This is a genomic window from Martinezella lusitana (genome assembly GCF_016901135.1).
Lineage (GTDB): Bacteria > Pseudomonadota > Alphaproteobacteria > Rhizobiales > Rhizobiaceae > Rhizobium > Rhizobium lusitanum_D.
In genome coordinates, this window is record NZ_JAFEVL010000048.1 from 424,822 (window position 1) to 439,600 (window position 14,779).

A 14,779-nucleotide genomic window follows, 5' to 3' on the forward strand; every position below is an offset into this window, starting at 1 on the left:
GGTCGCCTGTCTTACTGCGCCTGCTTGAAGATGGCGGCCTGCTTTTCGATGGCCTCATCCACCGTCATCTTCGACGAGAAGAATTGCAGTCCGAGATCGGTCATCTGACCGCGGGTGTCGGGGTCGAGCAGCTGCGTTACGCCCGGCAGCACGTTTTCCGGGTTCTTCAGAATTTCCAGACCCTTCTTCATGCAGGCGTTGGCAGCGGTCAGATCGACATCACCACGAATCGGCAGGGATCCCTTGGCTAGGTTGAACTTGACCTGGGTTTCCTTGGATACCAGCATGCTGGCAAGCTCGAGCTGCGCCTTGGTGATATCAGCGTTGGTATTCTTCGGGAAATAGAAGCTATCGCCGCCGGTATCGAGCAATGCGTGGAAGCCGAGGCCCGGCAGGCAGTCGTAATCCTTGCCGGCGACCTGCTTGGCAACGCCGAACTCGCCCTGTGCCCAGTCGCCCATGATCTGGCCGGCAGCCTTGCCTGTTATCACCATGTTGGTGGCGACGTTCCAGTCACGGCCGGAATAGCTTTCGTCGACCATGCCGCGTGCCTGTGCGAAAGCTTCCCAGACCTTGCGGTTCTCGGGAGTGCGCACCGCGTCTGCGTTCTTCTTGTCGTAGATCGCCAGGTAGGTGTCCTTGCCGCCGATGCCGACCTGCATGACGTTGCGGATGCCATCGACCTGCCAGGGAGCGCCGGTCGCGAGCGGAACGATGCCCTTCTCTCTGAGCTTCGGGGCATCAGCCGCGAATTCATCCCAGTTGGCCGGAACCTTCATGCCGTTGTCTTCGAAGACGTGGCGGTTGACCCACATCCACTGCCAGGAGTGGATATTGACCGGCACGCAATAGATGCGTCCTTCATAGGTGCAGGAGGCCAGCAAGCTGGCCGGACGAATGATGTCCTTCCAGTGTTCCTTTTCAGCGAGATCGGTCAGATCGGTCATAAGGCCGGCCTTGACGAGCTCTTCGGCGTCGCGGCCGGTATTGAGCTGCGTGGCACCCATCGGATTGCCGCCCAGGATGCGGCTGACGATCAGCGGCGTCGCGGTCGATCCGGATCCGGCGATCGCGCCGTCGACCCAGCGATTGTCGCCAAGAGCATTGTACTGATCGGCCAGAACCTTCACCGCGGCCGCTTCGCCGCCCGATGTCCACCAATGCGTTACCTCGAGATCGGTCGCATTTGCTGAAAAGGCTGGAATCGCGACAGATGCGAGCAAAGCGGCAGCCATCAAACGAATATTCATGAGTTCTCCTCCCTCACTGAAACGTTGCCGGAAAAACCTAGTCGAATCATTTTCGCCGCGCAACCGCCAACTCGTGATTTTTTTGAAGATAGTTGAATATACAACCTATGAGTAAGTATTGTCGGTGGAATACGCGGTCTATACAGAGCTCATTTAACTGAAATCCCTTGAAGGATTTTTCACTAACTAACTGCTTTTATTTCATATTTTTAACGACTATCTCTGCAATTTTCCCAGATGCCGTCTTGCGGCTGCAAAGCTTTCGATGGGCAAACAGCGATGCAACCGTTAGGGATTTAGACAAAAGATGCATCTAAAATAATGCTCGACATTCGTACTGTATCGTTACAGTTTTGATCATTGGTGGAGGAGTAGTCGCATTGCGTCTATGCTTGCGATACGGGCATGAGCAATATAAGCGGATTGGCCGCGGGAGGCGGCCGGGAGGCGAGCTTGTACGAAATGGACAATAAGAAAACGTCAGGGGGCGGCATACAGCCCGCACCGGAGCGGCCGACACTGAAGACGATCGCCTTCATGACGGGGCTTGGAATTACCACCGTTTCGCGCGCATTGAAGGATGCCCCCGATATCGGCGCCGAGACCAAGGAACGGGTGCGGATGGTTGCCCGTCAATTGGGCTATCAGCCGAACCGCGCCGGCGTGCGCCTTAGGACCGGCAAGACCAACGTCATCGCCTTGGTGCTGAGCATCGACGAGGAAATCATGGGCTTCACCAGCCAGATGGTCTTCGGGATTTCAGAGGTTCTGGCCGGCACGCAATACCATCTGGTCATCACGCCGCACTCCCACAGCAAGGACCCCTTGGTTCCCGTACGCTATATCCTCGACACCGGCTCTGCGGATGGCGTCATCATATCGCGTACCGAGCCGGATGATCCGCGTGTTCGCTTGATGCACGAACGCGGCCTGCCCTTCGCCACGCACGGGCGGACGGATATGGGCATCGTTCACCCCTTCCACGACTTCGACAACGAGGCCTTCGCCCACGAGGCCGTTCGTGCACTGGTCGCCAAGGGGCGGCGTCGCCTGGCGCTGCTGCAGCCCGCCAGCAAGCTGACCTACTACTCGCATATCCGCATCGGCTTCCAGATCGGCTTGCACGAATATGGCGCCGAGGAAATCCCCCTAAGGGTAACGACCGATGCGCCGCTGGCCGATATCAGGGATAGCGTCGAGGCGCTGATGCGCTCATCGCATCCGCCTGATGGAATCGTCTGTTCAAGTGGCGGCGGCGCCATTGCCGTCAATGCCGGCATCGAGGCGGCTGGTTTCCGCCTCGGCCGTGATATCGATATGGTCGCCAAGCAATCGACCGACGTGCTGAACTGGATCCGCCCAGAGATCATCACGATCTATGAGGATGTCCGCCATGGCGGCCGGGAGCTGGCCAAATCAGTCATCGCCCGCATCGACGGGATAGAACCGGAGCTGCTGCAAAGCATCAGCTCGCCCGTCTGGCCAAAGAGCTGACAATAAAAAGGCCCGCCGGATTTCGCCGGCGGGCCTTTTCAGATTGGATTCTGCAGCTCACTCAGCCGTTTGCGCCACTGCCCCATGGGCCGTGATGGATATCCTTGCCATCGACGCGGTCGAAGCCGTGGGCGCCGAAGAAGTCGCGCTGGGCCTGGATCAGGTTGGCAGTGCCGCGAGCCTGGCGATAGGCGTCGAAATAGGTGAGCGCCGAAGCGAGCGCCGGAACCGGCAGGCCGGATGCCGTGGCGGCAGAAACGATGCGCCGAAGCGACGGGATCGATTCCTTGACCATATCAGCGAAGGCAGGGGTCACGATCAGGTTCGCCGCATCCGGGTTTTTGGTGAAGGCGCTGGTGATCTCGTCGAGGAACTGCGAACGGATGATGCAGCCGGCACGCCAGATCTTGGCGATGACGGGCATCGGCAGAGACCAGTTGAACTCCTTCGATGCTTCGGCCATGACGGCAAATCCCTGCGCATAGGCGCCGATCTTGGCGGCAAACAGCGCAAGCTCGAGATCCTTCAGCAGGTCGGGGCCGAAGGCGATCGGGAACTTGTAGTCCGGCGTGCCGAAGATCTTTTCAGCAGCTTCGCGCTGGGTCTTGATCGCCGACAGGCTGCGGGCAGCGACGGCGGCTTCGATGGCGGTCGCCGGAATGCCCATGTTCTGCGCTTCGATCGCAGACCACTTGCCGGTGCCCTTCTGGCCGGCCTTGTCGAGGATGACGTCGGGCATGGCGCTACCGGTCGCCGGGTCCTTGGCAGCCAGAACCTTTTCGGTGATCTCGATCAAATAGGAGTTGAGGCGACCCTTGTTCCAGTCGCCGAAGATACCGCTGATCTCGGCGGCGCTCTTGCCGAGGCCATCGCGCAGGATACCGTAGATTTCGGCGATCATCTGCATGTCGGCGTATTCGATGCCGTTGTGGATGGTCTTGACGAAATGACCGGCGCCGTCATTGCCGAGCCAGGCAACGCAGGGATCTTCGTTGTATTTGGCAGCGATCGAGGTCAGGACTTTCTCGACGCGCTTGTAGGAATCCTCGGTGCCGCCGACCATGATGGACGGGCCGTGGCGCGCGCCTTCCTCACCGCCGGACACGCCCATGCCGATGAATGTCAGGCCGGTGTCCTTCAGGCGGTCGAAGCGGGCGATGGTATCGCGGAAATTGGCGTTGCCGGCATCGATCATGATGTCGCCCTTGTCGAGATAGGGCTGAAGCGCCGCCATCTGCTGATCCACCGGCTCGCCGGCCTTGATCATGATGATGATCGGCCGCGGCGGACGGATCGCCTCGACGAACTCCTCGATCGTCTTGCAAGGAATGATCTTGTCCTTAAGCGCGCCCGCATTCGCATAGAATTCGTCCGTCACTTGCGGCGTCCGGTTGAACACCGCGATCTTGTTGCCTTTTTCGGCAATGTTGAGCGCCAGATTCGATCCCATCACAGCAAGACCGATCAGCCCGATTTCTGCCTTTTCCACGACAATCCTCCAATGAGTCGTTGACCACATCCGGCGCCGCGCTGGTGGCGCAGAGGACGCGGCAACATCCGATAGGACGCAATGCCTCCGTCAATCGATGCGAGTTGCGACGGCCCTGCGTTGGGCGTTGTTGTTGCATTCCGAGCGTGAAACGGCAAGCCTTCGACAGCCCCGAATCGCCCGCTTTGCAGGACTGTGCAAAAATGTTGCGGGAATCGCGGCCCATCCATTTCCCAGGCGCGCGAGCCCGCAGCCGATCGCCAGTCCGCCGAGAGAAAATATAGAGGAGGAGACCACTATGTCGACCATGATCGCGAAGATCGTGCATATCTCCATCCATCGTCACTGGAAGGAGGTCTACGGTTTTGCCAGCCGTCCGGAAAACATGCCGCTATGGGCTTCTGGCCTGGCATCGGGACTGAAGCAGGATGGAGAGGACTGGATCGCCGAGGGCATTCTTGGCACTGCCCGCATACGCTTCGCCGCCCGCAACGACTTCGGCGTCATCGACCACAGGGTGACCTTGGAATCCGGCCTGCAAGTTCACAACGCGCTGCGGATCGTGCCGAATGGCGACGGCTGCGAGGTCATGTTCACCTTGCTTCAGCTCCCCGGTATGACCGAAGAGCAGTTCGCAGCTGATGCCGCGCATGTGCTGAGAGATCTCGGGACCCTCAAAGAACTGATGGAGCGATAATGGCACTTAAAGCGAGCGCAACGTCCAATCGACAAGCTCGCTGGTCACGCCGGCAAACGCGGCGTCCAGCGCCCGCACGAAATCAGGATTGCTGCCGCCGCTGACAGGCACGACCTTCCGGAAGATATTCTGTGCCTTTACCGTACCCGTGCGGTCGTTCAGAATCTTTTCCGAGATTTCGACCGTCGCGGTTTTCTGGCCGCCTACGGTATTGATCTCGAAGGAACGGATGTCGGTGACGACTTGATAATCGATCGCCAGGCCCTGCCCCGGCACGCCAACGCCACCGAGCTTGCCGGTATTCTCGAAAGCCTCGACCAGCTTCGACTGTACCATCCTGCTCAGCTTGTCGCTCCATTGCGACTTGCCGAGATACTGGATTTCCGAAGATGAAACGCGGATGACGATCTGGTTGCTGTCCAGCGCCTGTAGCGCGGTCGGCGGCGGGATGAGGATCTGTCGGTTCTTGACCGAAGGTCCGTTCGCCTTCACCGACGCGGAAAGATCGTAGGTGTCGTTGTTGGAGGAGCTTCCGCAGCCCGCCAGCAAGGCTCCTAGCAATGGCAATGCGATCACAGCTTTCCACACCTGATGACGCTCACTCGACACGCAACCGACCATATTCCGCTTATCCCCTGGAGCCCAGATATCGCTATTCATCAATGCCGCGCGCGGCCGTCATATGTCTTGACCGTATCGCCACCGAAGATCAATCGCTGCGGATTGCGGTCGAAATTTGTGATTGTCGTGTTCAGATTGTCAACCGTGCCCCGCATGTCATTGATCAGAGTTTGGGCATCGCGCAGGCCGCCACTCGAAAACTTCTGCAGATTATCGGCGATCGGGCCGATGCGGGAATTGAGATTGTCAGCCATCTTCTTGAAGGATTCGAGCGTATCCTTGGCTTCGGCGAACAGCGATTGCGTGCTGTCGTTGCCGAGCAGGGAATCGACCTTCGTGAGAATACCGTCGACCTTGCCGGACGCCGAGTTCAGCTTGGTGGAAATGTCCCGCGCATTGGCGATCGTCTGGTCGATATCCTGCTGATGCGCCGCAACAGTATTGGCCACATCGCGAATAGAGGCGACAGCGGTCCGAGCCTGCTTCGTCACGTCGGCAATGTCATCCACCGATCCCTTGATCTTCGCCGGATCGATCTGTGCGACGATCGCGTCGACACGATCCAGCGTCTGCTGCGCCTTCTGTCCGAAGGTAGTATAGGTGTCGGCCGTCTGCTTGAAGCTTGCGATGGTCGCCTTCAGATCGGTCGTGGCATCAGCCACATTGGCGGTGATCCTGTCGGCATTGGCGATGACGTCGTTGACCTTCTGTGCATCAACGGCACGCACCAGCTTCTCGACTGCGTCGAGCGTCGAGTCAATTTTCGTCGAAACTGTCTTGAACGTATCGCCAAGCTGTCCGACGCTCGCCAGGAACTTGTCGATATTGTCAGAATTGTCGGCGATCGCCTTGGAGAATTTCTGCGCGTTGCGCACCGTATCGGTCAGCGGCCCGCGCGAATCCGAGACAAAGCCCTGGATGTCGCCGATCGTATCATTGGCGCGGTTGAGGATCTTGTCCGCCGTGGTCAACAGGTTCGTGACGCTCGACTGATCGGCAAGCAGCACGGCGCGTTTGCCGGTATCGATCGAACGTTTCAGGATATTCTCGTCGCCGTTGCGGCCGCCGGAGAGCTCGATATAGGCAGCGCCCGTCAGGCCCTGGATTTCAAGAATGGCCTTGGTGGAGGTATAGACCGGCGCATCGGCGCGCACCTGCGTGAATGCCAGCGAATAGTTCGGGTCGTCGGCATCGATCGAAAGGCCCTGCACCGAGCCGACCTGAATGCCGTTGAAGCGAACCGGTGAACCGACGCTCAAACCGTTCGCGGAACCGGGGATGCGCACCACGAGTTCGACCATCGGACCGCCGCGGCCATATTCCGCCATCCAGTAGACGAAGCCGAAAGCGGCCGCGATAACGAGCAGCGTGAAGAACCCGACGATCGTATAATTGGCTTTGGTTTCCATTGTCTCCAGTCACTTCTCGCGGCTGTGGGCGCCTGCGCCGTTGTCGTCATTGTGCTCCCTGATGTCTTCCCGCGGCACGATCGAACGTGCGCGCTTGCCCCTGAAATAGGCTTGCACCCAAGGGTCATCGCAGGCGAGCATGTCCTTAACTGTGCCTTCCACCAATACCCGCTTCTGTCCAAGAACAGCAATACGGTCGCAGACGGAAAACAGGCTGTCGAGGTCGTGAGTCACCATATAGACGGTCAGGCCGAGCGTGTCGCGTAGCCTGGCGATCAGCTCGTCGAACTCCGCCGCACCGATCGGATCGAGGCCGGACGTCGGTTCATCGAGGAAGACCAGGTCAGGATCGAGCGCCAGGGCTCTGGCAAGTGCTGCGCGCTTGATCATGCCGCCGGAAAGCTCGGAAGGATATTTGTCGGCGGCATCGGCAGCGAGACCCACCATGCGGATTTTCATCAGCGCGAGCTCGTCCATCATCTGTTGCGGCAGGTCCAGATATTCCCGCATCGGCACCTGAATATTTTCCTTGACCGTCAGCGAGGAGAACAGCGCGCCTTGCTGGAAGAGGACGCCGAGGCGCATGTCGAGCTGATTGCGCTCTGGCTCGGTGAGCGTGTCATAGTCTTCGCCGAGGATCTCGATCTTGCCCGAGCGGCGCGGCAGCAGCCGCAGTACCGTGCGCAGCAGCACAGACTTGCCCGCGCCGGAAGCGCCGACGAAACCAAGGATTTCGCCGCGATAGATATTGAGGTTCAATTTATCGAGCACAACTTTCGATCCGAAAGCGACGGTGACATCCCGCGCCGACAGCACGATATCCCTGCCGTGCTCATCTCTTTCCAACGGGATTTCCGAGTGAAGCGCGCTCATCGTCGTCATCCCTCAGAAGTCGATCGCTGCATAGAACATGGCAAAAAGCCCGTCCATCAGGATCACGACGAAAATCGACTTCACGACCGACGAAGTCACATGCTGACCCAGCGACTCGGCACTGCCGCCGACCTTCAATCCCTCGACCGCGGCAACGATGCCGATAACCAACGCCATGAACGGTGCCTTGATCATGCCCGAAATGACCGTGGAAAGGCTGATCGCCTCATGCAGACGAGAAATGAAGGTGGCGAAGGTAATGCCGGAATAGGCCCAGGTCACCGTCGCCGCGCCAAACAGCGACGCGAAGTTGGCAAGGATCGTCAGCAAAGGCAGAGCAACGGTCAGCGCCACCAGCCGCGGGAAGATCAACACGCCGATCGGGTTCAGGCCCATGACCTTCAGCGCGTCGACTTCCTCGCGCATCTTCATGGAGCCGATCTCGGCGGTGATCGCGCTGCCGGAGCGGCCGGCGATCATGATTGCCGTCAGAAGCACGCCGATTTCGCGCAATTGAAGGATGCCGACGAGATCGACGACAAAGACTTCGGCGCCGAAATAACGCAGCTGGAATGCGCCCTGCTGCGCGATGATCGCGCCGATCAGGTAGGACATCAGCAGAATGATTGGAACGGCCCTAACGCCCATGTGGTCGATCTGATTGATGATCGAAGCGGGCGAGACGCCGCTACCGCGTCCGAACTTGAGCTGCGCGCCGCGCACCGCCGAGCCCAATATGTACATGGCAGCAATGACATTGCCCCATACCTCGTACGCATTTTTGCCGATCGGCGCGAAGAGCCGCTCAGGCCAGGATATCTTCGGCTTCGCCCCCCCGCTTTCCGCGGCCGGATCCTCGTCGAAAGCGGTCAGCAATTCGTCGATATGAGGATTGGAGCCGTCGATTGTCACGGTGGCGCCGTGCGCCTCCTGGCTCACCTTCAATCGCCGGATCAGCAGCGCGCCGGCGGTATCCACATCGGAGAGATCGGAAAGATCGATGACGACTTCGCCGCCGGCGCTCCGTTTCGAAAGCTGCTCGATCTGCCGCAGCACGCCGTGCACATGGGCGCTACGCCAATTGCCTTCGAGCCGATAGCGATGCCCGTTGCCATCGGGCTCGTCATCAATCCTCGGTGCATCGGATTTCTGTTCGGCTGCTTTCAAACTCATGCATCTTTCAGATCTGGCATCACCAACGTCGACTCGCGGGGCCCGCACGACGCGATGTTTAATACACCGACTGCACGGGAAATTGCTATGCTGCGCCGCGGCCAACATATGTCACGGCATTTTGATATCCAAATGAATTTGTTGCATCCGCGTTATGAGACGCCGTGTGCGCCCCCGCCGATTGCCGAGCCTCTGGGCTGGAGGTTGCGCGCGAAGATGACCATACCGAGGCCGAACGCAGCCACCCCTGCCATCACATAGTAGCTGGAAAGGTCGAGCCAGGCATAGAGATAGCCGGATGCGAGGGTCATCAGGCCGAGGAACATGCCGTTGTAGAAATAATACGCGCCCTGGGCGGAGGCCTCCTGCGTTTCTTGAACGGATCCGACGATGCGGCGCTGGACGCCGGTGTGCACGCAGGCATAGGTGCAGGAATGGAAGCACTGCAGCAGAAAGTAGCCGAGGAAACCGAGATTGATGGGGAACAGGATCCAGCGCAGCACGCACATGGTCGAGCCGAAGAAAATTAGCGTCCATGCACTGAAACGGCGATTTAGCAGTCTCGAGAGGAAGAATACCATCACCTCCGCCGCCACGCCGATGCTCCAGAGAACGGCGATCTCGGTTCCGGAAAAGCCGAGCTTGCGCCAATAGATCGACGCGAATGTGTAAAGCATCGCGTGGCTCGACTGCTGCACCGATACCCCGATCATCGTGATCAGCAATTGCGGAGAGCGCAGCGAACTTCCGGTCGGCGACTGCAGGTTGATCGGCTGGTTACGACGGCGCGTCGGCCCGATGCGCGGCGTGATCAGCGCCGTGAGCATGGTCAGCACGAAACCAGCGACCATGACGGGCAGTACCATGGTGCCTCCCCACATCCCGATCATCTGGCCGCCGAGAAGGGTCGAAACGATGAAGATGATCGACCCCCAGACACGCATGGAGCCATAGTCGAACCCCCAGCGGCGCACCCCCGACATAGCGATCGATTCGACCACCGGCACATAGGGCGCGTAGGTCGCGCCCTGGACACCGTAAACGAGCAGCACCGGCCAGAATTCGCTCGTCCAACAAAGCGCGATCGCCGTCAGCAATGACAGTCCACCGGACCACAACAGCACATCGGCGCGTTCTTTCATGTGATCGGCAAACACCGCGATGACGGGCGTGACCAGAACGCGCACGACCATCGGCACGGCGATCACGAGACCGATCTCGTGGTCGCTGAAATTCAATCCCGCCAGCCAGACGGGGAAAAACGGCAAAGCGATCCCGTTGACGAACAACGGAGCGCAGTAGGACAAGGCGGTGCGCAGACGGAAATACGAAGGCGCGCCCTCGCCCTGCAAGGATTTTATCGCGGGAATCATGACAGACCTGAAGGGAACTGAATTTGTCCCTATCACGCTATCGAGAGTACGACTATGGCGAGAAATAGCCAAATCGTAACGTTTCGGAAAAAACCCGAATTACAAGCGCGTCATAACGATCAATAATTATGACAGCCTCTTATTGCATCCGTGAAGCGGCGCTAAAATTAGGCTGCCTGGGCGCCGACGCCGAGTGCCTTCGGCAACTCTTCGACAGATATGCCAGCCGGCTCCGTCTCGAGGATCGACCGCCAGGTGAGCAGCTCGAAAGTGCCGTCATCGTGCTCGGCGATCGCCGTGCAGCTTTCCACCCAGTCACCGGTATTGATATAGCGGATGCCGTCGAGATCCTCGATGACGGCATGATGGATATGGCCGCAGATCACGCCATCGGCATCGTTGCGCTTGGCTTCCTCGGCGACGACACGCTGGAACTCGCCGATGAAGTTGACGGCATGCTTCACCTGCAGCTTTGCCCAGGCCGAGAACGACCAATAGGGCATATTCAGGCGACGACGCACAGCGGCAAGGCCGATATTGATCAGAATGGCCATGTCGTAGGCCCAATCGCCGAGATAGGCGAGCAGGCGGGCGTTGCGAACGACGACATCGAATTCATCGCCATGAAGAACGAGATATTTCTTCCCGTCGGCGGTTTCATGCATGGCGCGTTGCGCCACCTCGATGCCACCAAAATGCGTGCCGGGGAAATCGCGCAGGAATTCATCGTGATTGCCGGGGATATAGACGATGCGCGTGCCTTTGCGCGCCTTGCGCAGAAGCTTCTGCACCACATCATTGCAATCCTGCGGCCAGTACCAGTTTCGCTTGAGACGCCACCCATCGATGATGTCGCCGACAAGGAAGATGGTGTCGGCATCGTGATGGCGCAGAAAATCGAGAAGGAAGTCCGCCTTGGCGGCCTTCGAACCGAGGTGCACGTCAGAAATGAACAGTGTACGGAATCGCCGGGTGTCCATGTTTTCATTCACGAACCAAATGTCCGTGCCCTATCCTACTTTGGCTATTCCAAAAACAGACTCGTGTTTCAGGAAGATGACAAACCCTGTGCCTCGCGGCTTATCAGGCCGCATCAGCCGCGTTTGGCCGCAATGGCGAGATCGGGGCGATCGGTTGTAAAACTGGCGACACCAAGGCGAAACATCGCTCTTGCCGCTTCGCTCGTATGCGCCGCCCAGCCGTGTACCGTCACACCGCTCCTCCGAAAGAGATCCATGACCCCCGCATCCAGGGCGTCGGCACGCACCGCTATCTCGCGCACGCCGCTGGTACGGAGCGCAGCGATGATCCCGTTCCAGCCAAGCTGCGCAGTCATTTGCGGCGAGCAAAGAAAGATGAAGCCGAGCAGATCGCCGACATTCAAACCACGCACGCCAAGCGCTGTACCAAAAGCTTCGAGACGCGGCAGGGCGAAACTGGTGATCATCGTCCGTGACAGCATGCCGGTCGCCGTCAACTCATCGACGATGCGGGCCTCCATCCCCTCATATGGTTTCCCGTCTGCTTTGGTCTTGATCTCCAGTCGGAGATCGACCGGGGACGGGCCGAAGATATCGATGGTCTCGGCAAGGGTCGGAATGGTCTCGCCGTCGCTGCCGATCACGACATGACGCATCAGCTCTTCATGGCTGAAATCGACGATAGCCCCTTTGCCGTCGGTCATCCGGTCGATCAGGGCATCGTGATGCACAACCAGCTTGCCGTCCCGCGTCTGGTGAACGTCGAATTCAACGAGATCGACATCAAGCTTGGCCGTCCTTGAAAAGGCAAGCCTGGTATTCTCTGGCCATAGATGTGCGCCGCCGCGATGAGAAGCGATCAATGTCATGGAGGATCCTCCGTCTGCCGTCCTCTTAGGCCCACGCGATGAACCCCTTATGACTGTTCGAGCGGCCGAGCGGGGAAGCATGGTCCTCACCAGCGCAAAGACGAACACCGGCGAATCCGCGACGACAAAAAAGCGGTCGGCGACGTCAATTGCATACTGTGAACGCGAAGCGATTGATGTATTCAGGGGACTCAAAGCATAGGCAGGAATGGAGAAGTGTGGTGGATACGCACGATACATCGAAGGCAGCCAAGAACATGGCGAGTGGCGATCTCGACGAACAGGCTCTCTACTTTCATCGTTATCCCCGCCCCGGCAAGCTTGAAATCCAGGCCACCAAGCCGCTCGGCAACCAGCGCGATCTGGCGCTGGCCTATTCTCCGGGTGTTGCCGCACCCTGCCTCGCCATCCGCGACAATCCCGAGACGGCAGCGTACTACACGTCCCGCGCCAATCTCGTTGCCGTGATTTCCAACGGTTCGGCCGTCCTCGGCCTCGGCAATATCGGCCCGCTCGCTTCCAAGCCCGTGATGGAAGGCAAGGCGGTTCTGTTCAAGAAATTCGCCGGCATCGACGTGTTCGACATCGAAGTGGCAGCGCCGACCGTCGACGAGATGGTCAACACGATTTCCGCACTGGAGCCGACCTTCGGTGGCATCAATCTGGAAGACATCAAGGCGCCGGAATGCTTCGACGTCGAACGGCGCCTGCGCGAAAAGATGGAAATCCCGGTTTTCCATGACGATCAGCACGGCACCGCCATCATCGTCGCCGCCGCCATCCTCAACGGACTGGAACTGGCCGGCAAGAAGATCGAGGACGTCAAGATCGTCGCCTCCGGCGCCGGTGCCGCGGCGCTTGCCTGCCTCAACCTGCTCGTCATCCTCGGCGCCAAGCGCGAAAACATCTGGGTCCACGACATCGAGGGCCTTGTCTACAAAGACCGCAACGTGCTGATGGACGAATGGAAGTCCGTCTACGCCCAGGATAGCGACAAGCGCGAGCTTGCCGAGTCGATCCCCGGCGCCGACGTCTTCCTCGGCCTTTCTGCCGCGGGCGTGCTGAAGCCCGAGCTGCTGGAAAAAATGGCGGAGAAGCCGCTGATCATGGCGCTGGCCAACCCGACGCCGGAAATCATGCCTGACCTCGCCCGCGCCGCCCGTCCCGATGCGATGATCTGCACCGGCCGTTCGGATTTCCCGAACCAGGTGAACAACGTTCTCTGCTTCCCCTATATCTTCCGTGGCGCGCTCGACTGCGGCGCCAAGACGATCAACGAGGAAATGAAGATGGCCGCCGTGCGCGCCATCGCCTCGCTCGCCCGCGAAGAGCCGTCCGACGTTGCCGCCCGCGCCTATACCGGCGAGACCCCGGTCTTCGGCCCGAATTATCTGATCCCCTCGCCCTTCGATCCGCGCCTGATCCTGCGCATCGCTCCGGCCGTGGCGAAAGCCGCCGCCGAAAGCGGTGTGGCGCTGCGCCCCATCGCCGATTTCGATGCCTACATGGACGAGCTCAACCGCTTCGTCTTCCGCTCCGGCTTCATCATGAAGCCGATCTTCGCCGCTGCGAAGATTGCCGAGCGCAAGCGCGTCGTCTTCTCCGAAGGCGAGGACGAGCGCGTGCTGCGCGCCGCTCAGGTCCTGCTCGAAGAAGGCACCGCAGTGCCGATCCTCATCGGCCGTCCCTCCGTCATCGAGACCCGCCTGAAGCGCTACGGCCTCAAGATCCGGCCGCATACCGATTTCGCCGTCATCAATCCGGACGACGATCCGCGCTTCCGCGAGTACGTCGAGCTCTATTTTTCGCTCGTCGGCCGCAGCGGCGTCATTCCCGAAGCTGCCCGGACGATCGTGCGCACCAACACGACGGTTATCGGCGCGCTTGCCCTGAAGCGTGGTGAAGCCGATGCGCTGATCTGCGGCCTCGAAGGCCGCTATGAGCGCCACCTGCGCATCGTCCGCCAGATCATCGGCAAGCGCCCAGATGTTCGGGACTTTTCGGCGCTGAGCCTGCTCATCTCGCAGCGCGGCGCTACCTTCTACACCGATACCTACGTGGCGTTTAATCCAGGCGCCCAGGAAATCGCGGAGTCGACGGTGCTGGCGGCGGAGGAAATCAAGCGCTTCGGCATCACGCCGCGTGCCGCCCTCGTCTCGCATTCCAACTTCGGCTCGCGGGAATCGGAAAGCGCCACCAAGATGCGCAATGCCTTGGCTCTCGTTCGCGAAGCCGCGCCGGAGCTGGAAGTCGATGGCGAGATGCACGGCGATAGCGCCATTTCCGAAAGCCTGCGCCGTCACGTCATGCCGGACAGCACGCTTTCCGGCGAAGCGAACCTGCTCGTCTTCCCCAATCTTGATGCCGCCAACATCACGCTTGGCGTGGTCAAGACCATGACCGACGGGTTGCATGTCGGGCCGATCCTGCTAGGCACGGCCCTTCCCGCTCATATTCTCTCGCCTTCGGTTACCTCACGCGGCGTCGTCAACATGGCGGCTCTGGCCGTGGTCGAAGCATCGCAACTGGCCTGACGAAGCATTTTTTTTGC

At 59.6% G+C, this 14,779-nt stretch carries 12 protein-coding genes; 3 read left to right on the forward strand and 9 right to left on the reverse strand.

Annotation, left to right across the window (positions count from 1 at the left end):
* Nucleotides 1–11: 11 nt before the first annotated feature.
* Nucleotides 12–1,250 carry an ABC transporter substrate-binding protein gene (locus JTP94_RS22890; RefSeq protein ID WP_204852723.1) on the reverse strand — a complete coding sequence of 413 codons (1,239 nt, stop codon included), beginning with the start codon at nucleotides 1,248–1,250 and terminating at the stop codon, nucleotides 12–14.
* 462 nt (nucleotides 1,251–1,712) lie between these two features.
* Here JTP94_RS22890 and JTP94_RS22895 point away from each other — a divergent pair, with 462 nt between their 5' ends.
* Nucleotides 1,713–2,744, forward strand: coding sequence for a LacI family transcriptional regulator (locus JTP94_RS22895; protein ID WP_204852724.1), 1,032 nt, complete (start codon nucleotides 1,713–1,715; stop codon nucleotides 2,742–2,744).
* A gap of 61 nt (nucleotides 2,745–2,805) precedes the next feature.
* Here JTP94_RS22895 and gndA read toward each other — a convergent pair whose 3' ends face one another.
* Nucleotides 2,806–4,233, reverse strand: a complete 1,428-nt coding sequence (gene gndA / locus JTP94_RS22900) for an NADP-dependent phosphogluconate dehydrogenase (protein WP_034504763.1) — start codon at nucleotides 4,231–4,233, stop codon at nucleotides 2,806–2,808.
* A 298-nt stretch (nucleotides 4,234–4,531) separates the two neighbouring features.
* On the opposite strand from gndA, the gene JTP94_RS22905 reads away from it, so the two are divergent.
* Nucleotides 4,532–4,930: an SRPBCC family protein gene (locus JTP94_RS22905; RefSeq protein WP_204852725.1), complete on the forward strand. Its 399-nt coding sequence runs from the start codon at nucleotides 4,532–4,534 to the stop codon at nucleotides 4,928–4,930.
* 6 nt (nucleotides 4,931–4,936) lie between these two features.
* On the opposite strand, the gene JTP94_RS22910 is transcribed toward JTP94_RS22905, so the two are convergent.
* From JTP94_RS22910 to JTP94_RS22940, 7 genes are all read right to left on the reverse strand, one after another.
* Nucleotides 4,937–5,551 (reverse strand): ABC-type transport auxiliary lipoprotein family protein, encoded by a 615-nt coding sequence (locus tag JTP94_RS22910; RefSeq protein WP_051964402.1) that lies wholly within the window; start codon nucleotides 5,549–5,551, stop codon nucleotides 4,937–4,939.
* A 38-nt stretch (nucleotides 5,552–5,589) separates the two neighbouring features.
* Nucleotides 5,590–6,960 (reverse strand): MlaD family protein, encoded by a 1,371-nt coding sequence (locus JTP94_RS22915; protein ID WP_204852726.1) that lies wholly within the window; start codon nucleotides 6,958–6,960, stop codon nucleotides 5,590–5,592.
* Nucleotides 6,961–6,969: 9 nt separating this feature from the next.
* A complete protein-coding gene (locus JTP94_RS22920; protein ID WP_204852727.1) occupies nucleotides 6,970–7,833 on the reverse strand; it encodes an ABC transporter ATP-binding protein in 864 nt (287 codons plus the stop codon).
* 12 nt (nucleotides 7,834–7,845) lie between these two features.
* Nucleotides 7,846–9,006, reverse strand: a complete 1,161-nt coding sequence (locus JTP94_RS22925; protein WP_204852728.1) for an ABC transporter permease — start codon at nucleotides 9,004–9,006, stop codon at nucleotides 7,846–7,848.
* 152 nt (nucleotides 9,007–9,158) lie between these two features.
* Nucleotides 9,159–10,379: an MFS transporter gene (locus tag JTP94_RS22930; RefSeq protein ID WP_204852729.1), complete on the reverse strand. Its 1,221-nt coding sequence runs from the start codon at nucleotides 10,377–10,379 to the stop codon at nucleotides 9,159–9,161.
* A 167-nt stretch (nucleotides 10,380–10,546) separates the two neighbouring features.
* Nucleotides 10,547–11,359, reverse strand: a complete 813-nt coding sequence (locus tag JTP94_RS22935; RefSeq protein ID WP_204852730.1) for a UDP-2,3-diacylglucosamine diphosphatase — start codon at nucleotides 11,357–11,359, stop codon at nucleotides 10,547–10,549.
* 113 nt (nucleotides 11,360–11,472) lie between these two features.
* Nucleotides 11,473–12,228 carry a glycerophosphodiester phosphodiesterase family protein gene (locus tag JTP94_RS22940; RefSeq protein ID WP_204852731.1) on the reverse strand — a complete coding sequence of 252 codons (756 nt, stop codon included), beginning with the start codon at nucleotides 12,226–12,228 and terminating at the stop codon, nucleotides 11,473–11,475.
* A gap of 221 nt (nucleotides 12,229–12,449) precedes the next feature.
* On the opposite strand from JTP94_RS22940, the gene JTP94_RS22945 reads away from it, so the two are divergent.
* Entirely contained in the window at nucleotides 12,450–14,762 is a 2,313-nt protein-coding gene (locus JTP94_RS22945) for an NADP-dependent malic enzyme (protein ID WP_204852732.1), read from the forward strand.
* The last annotated feature ends 17 nt before the right edge of the window (nucleotides 14,763–14,779 follow it).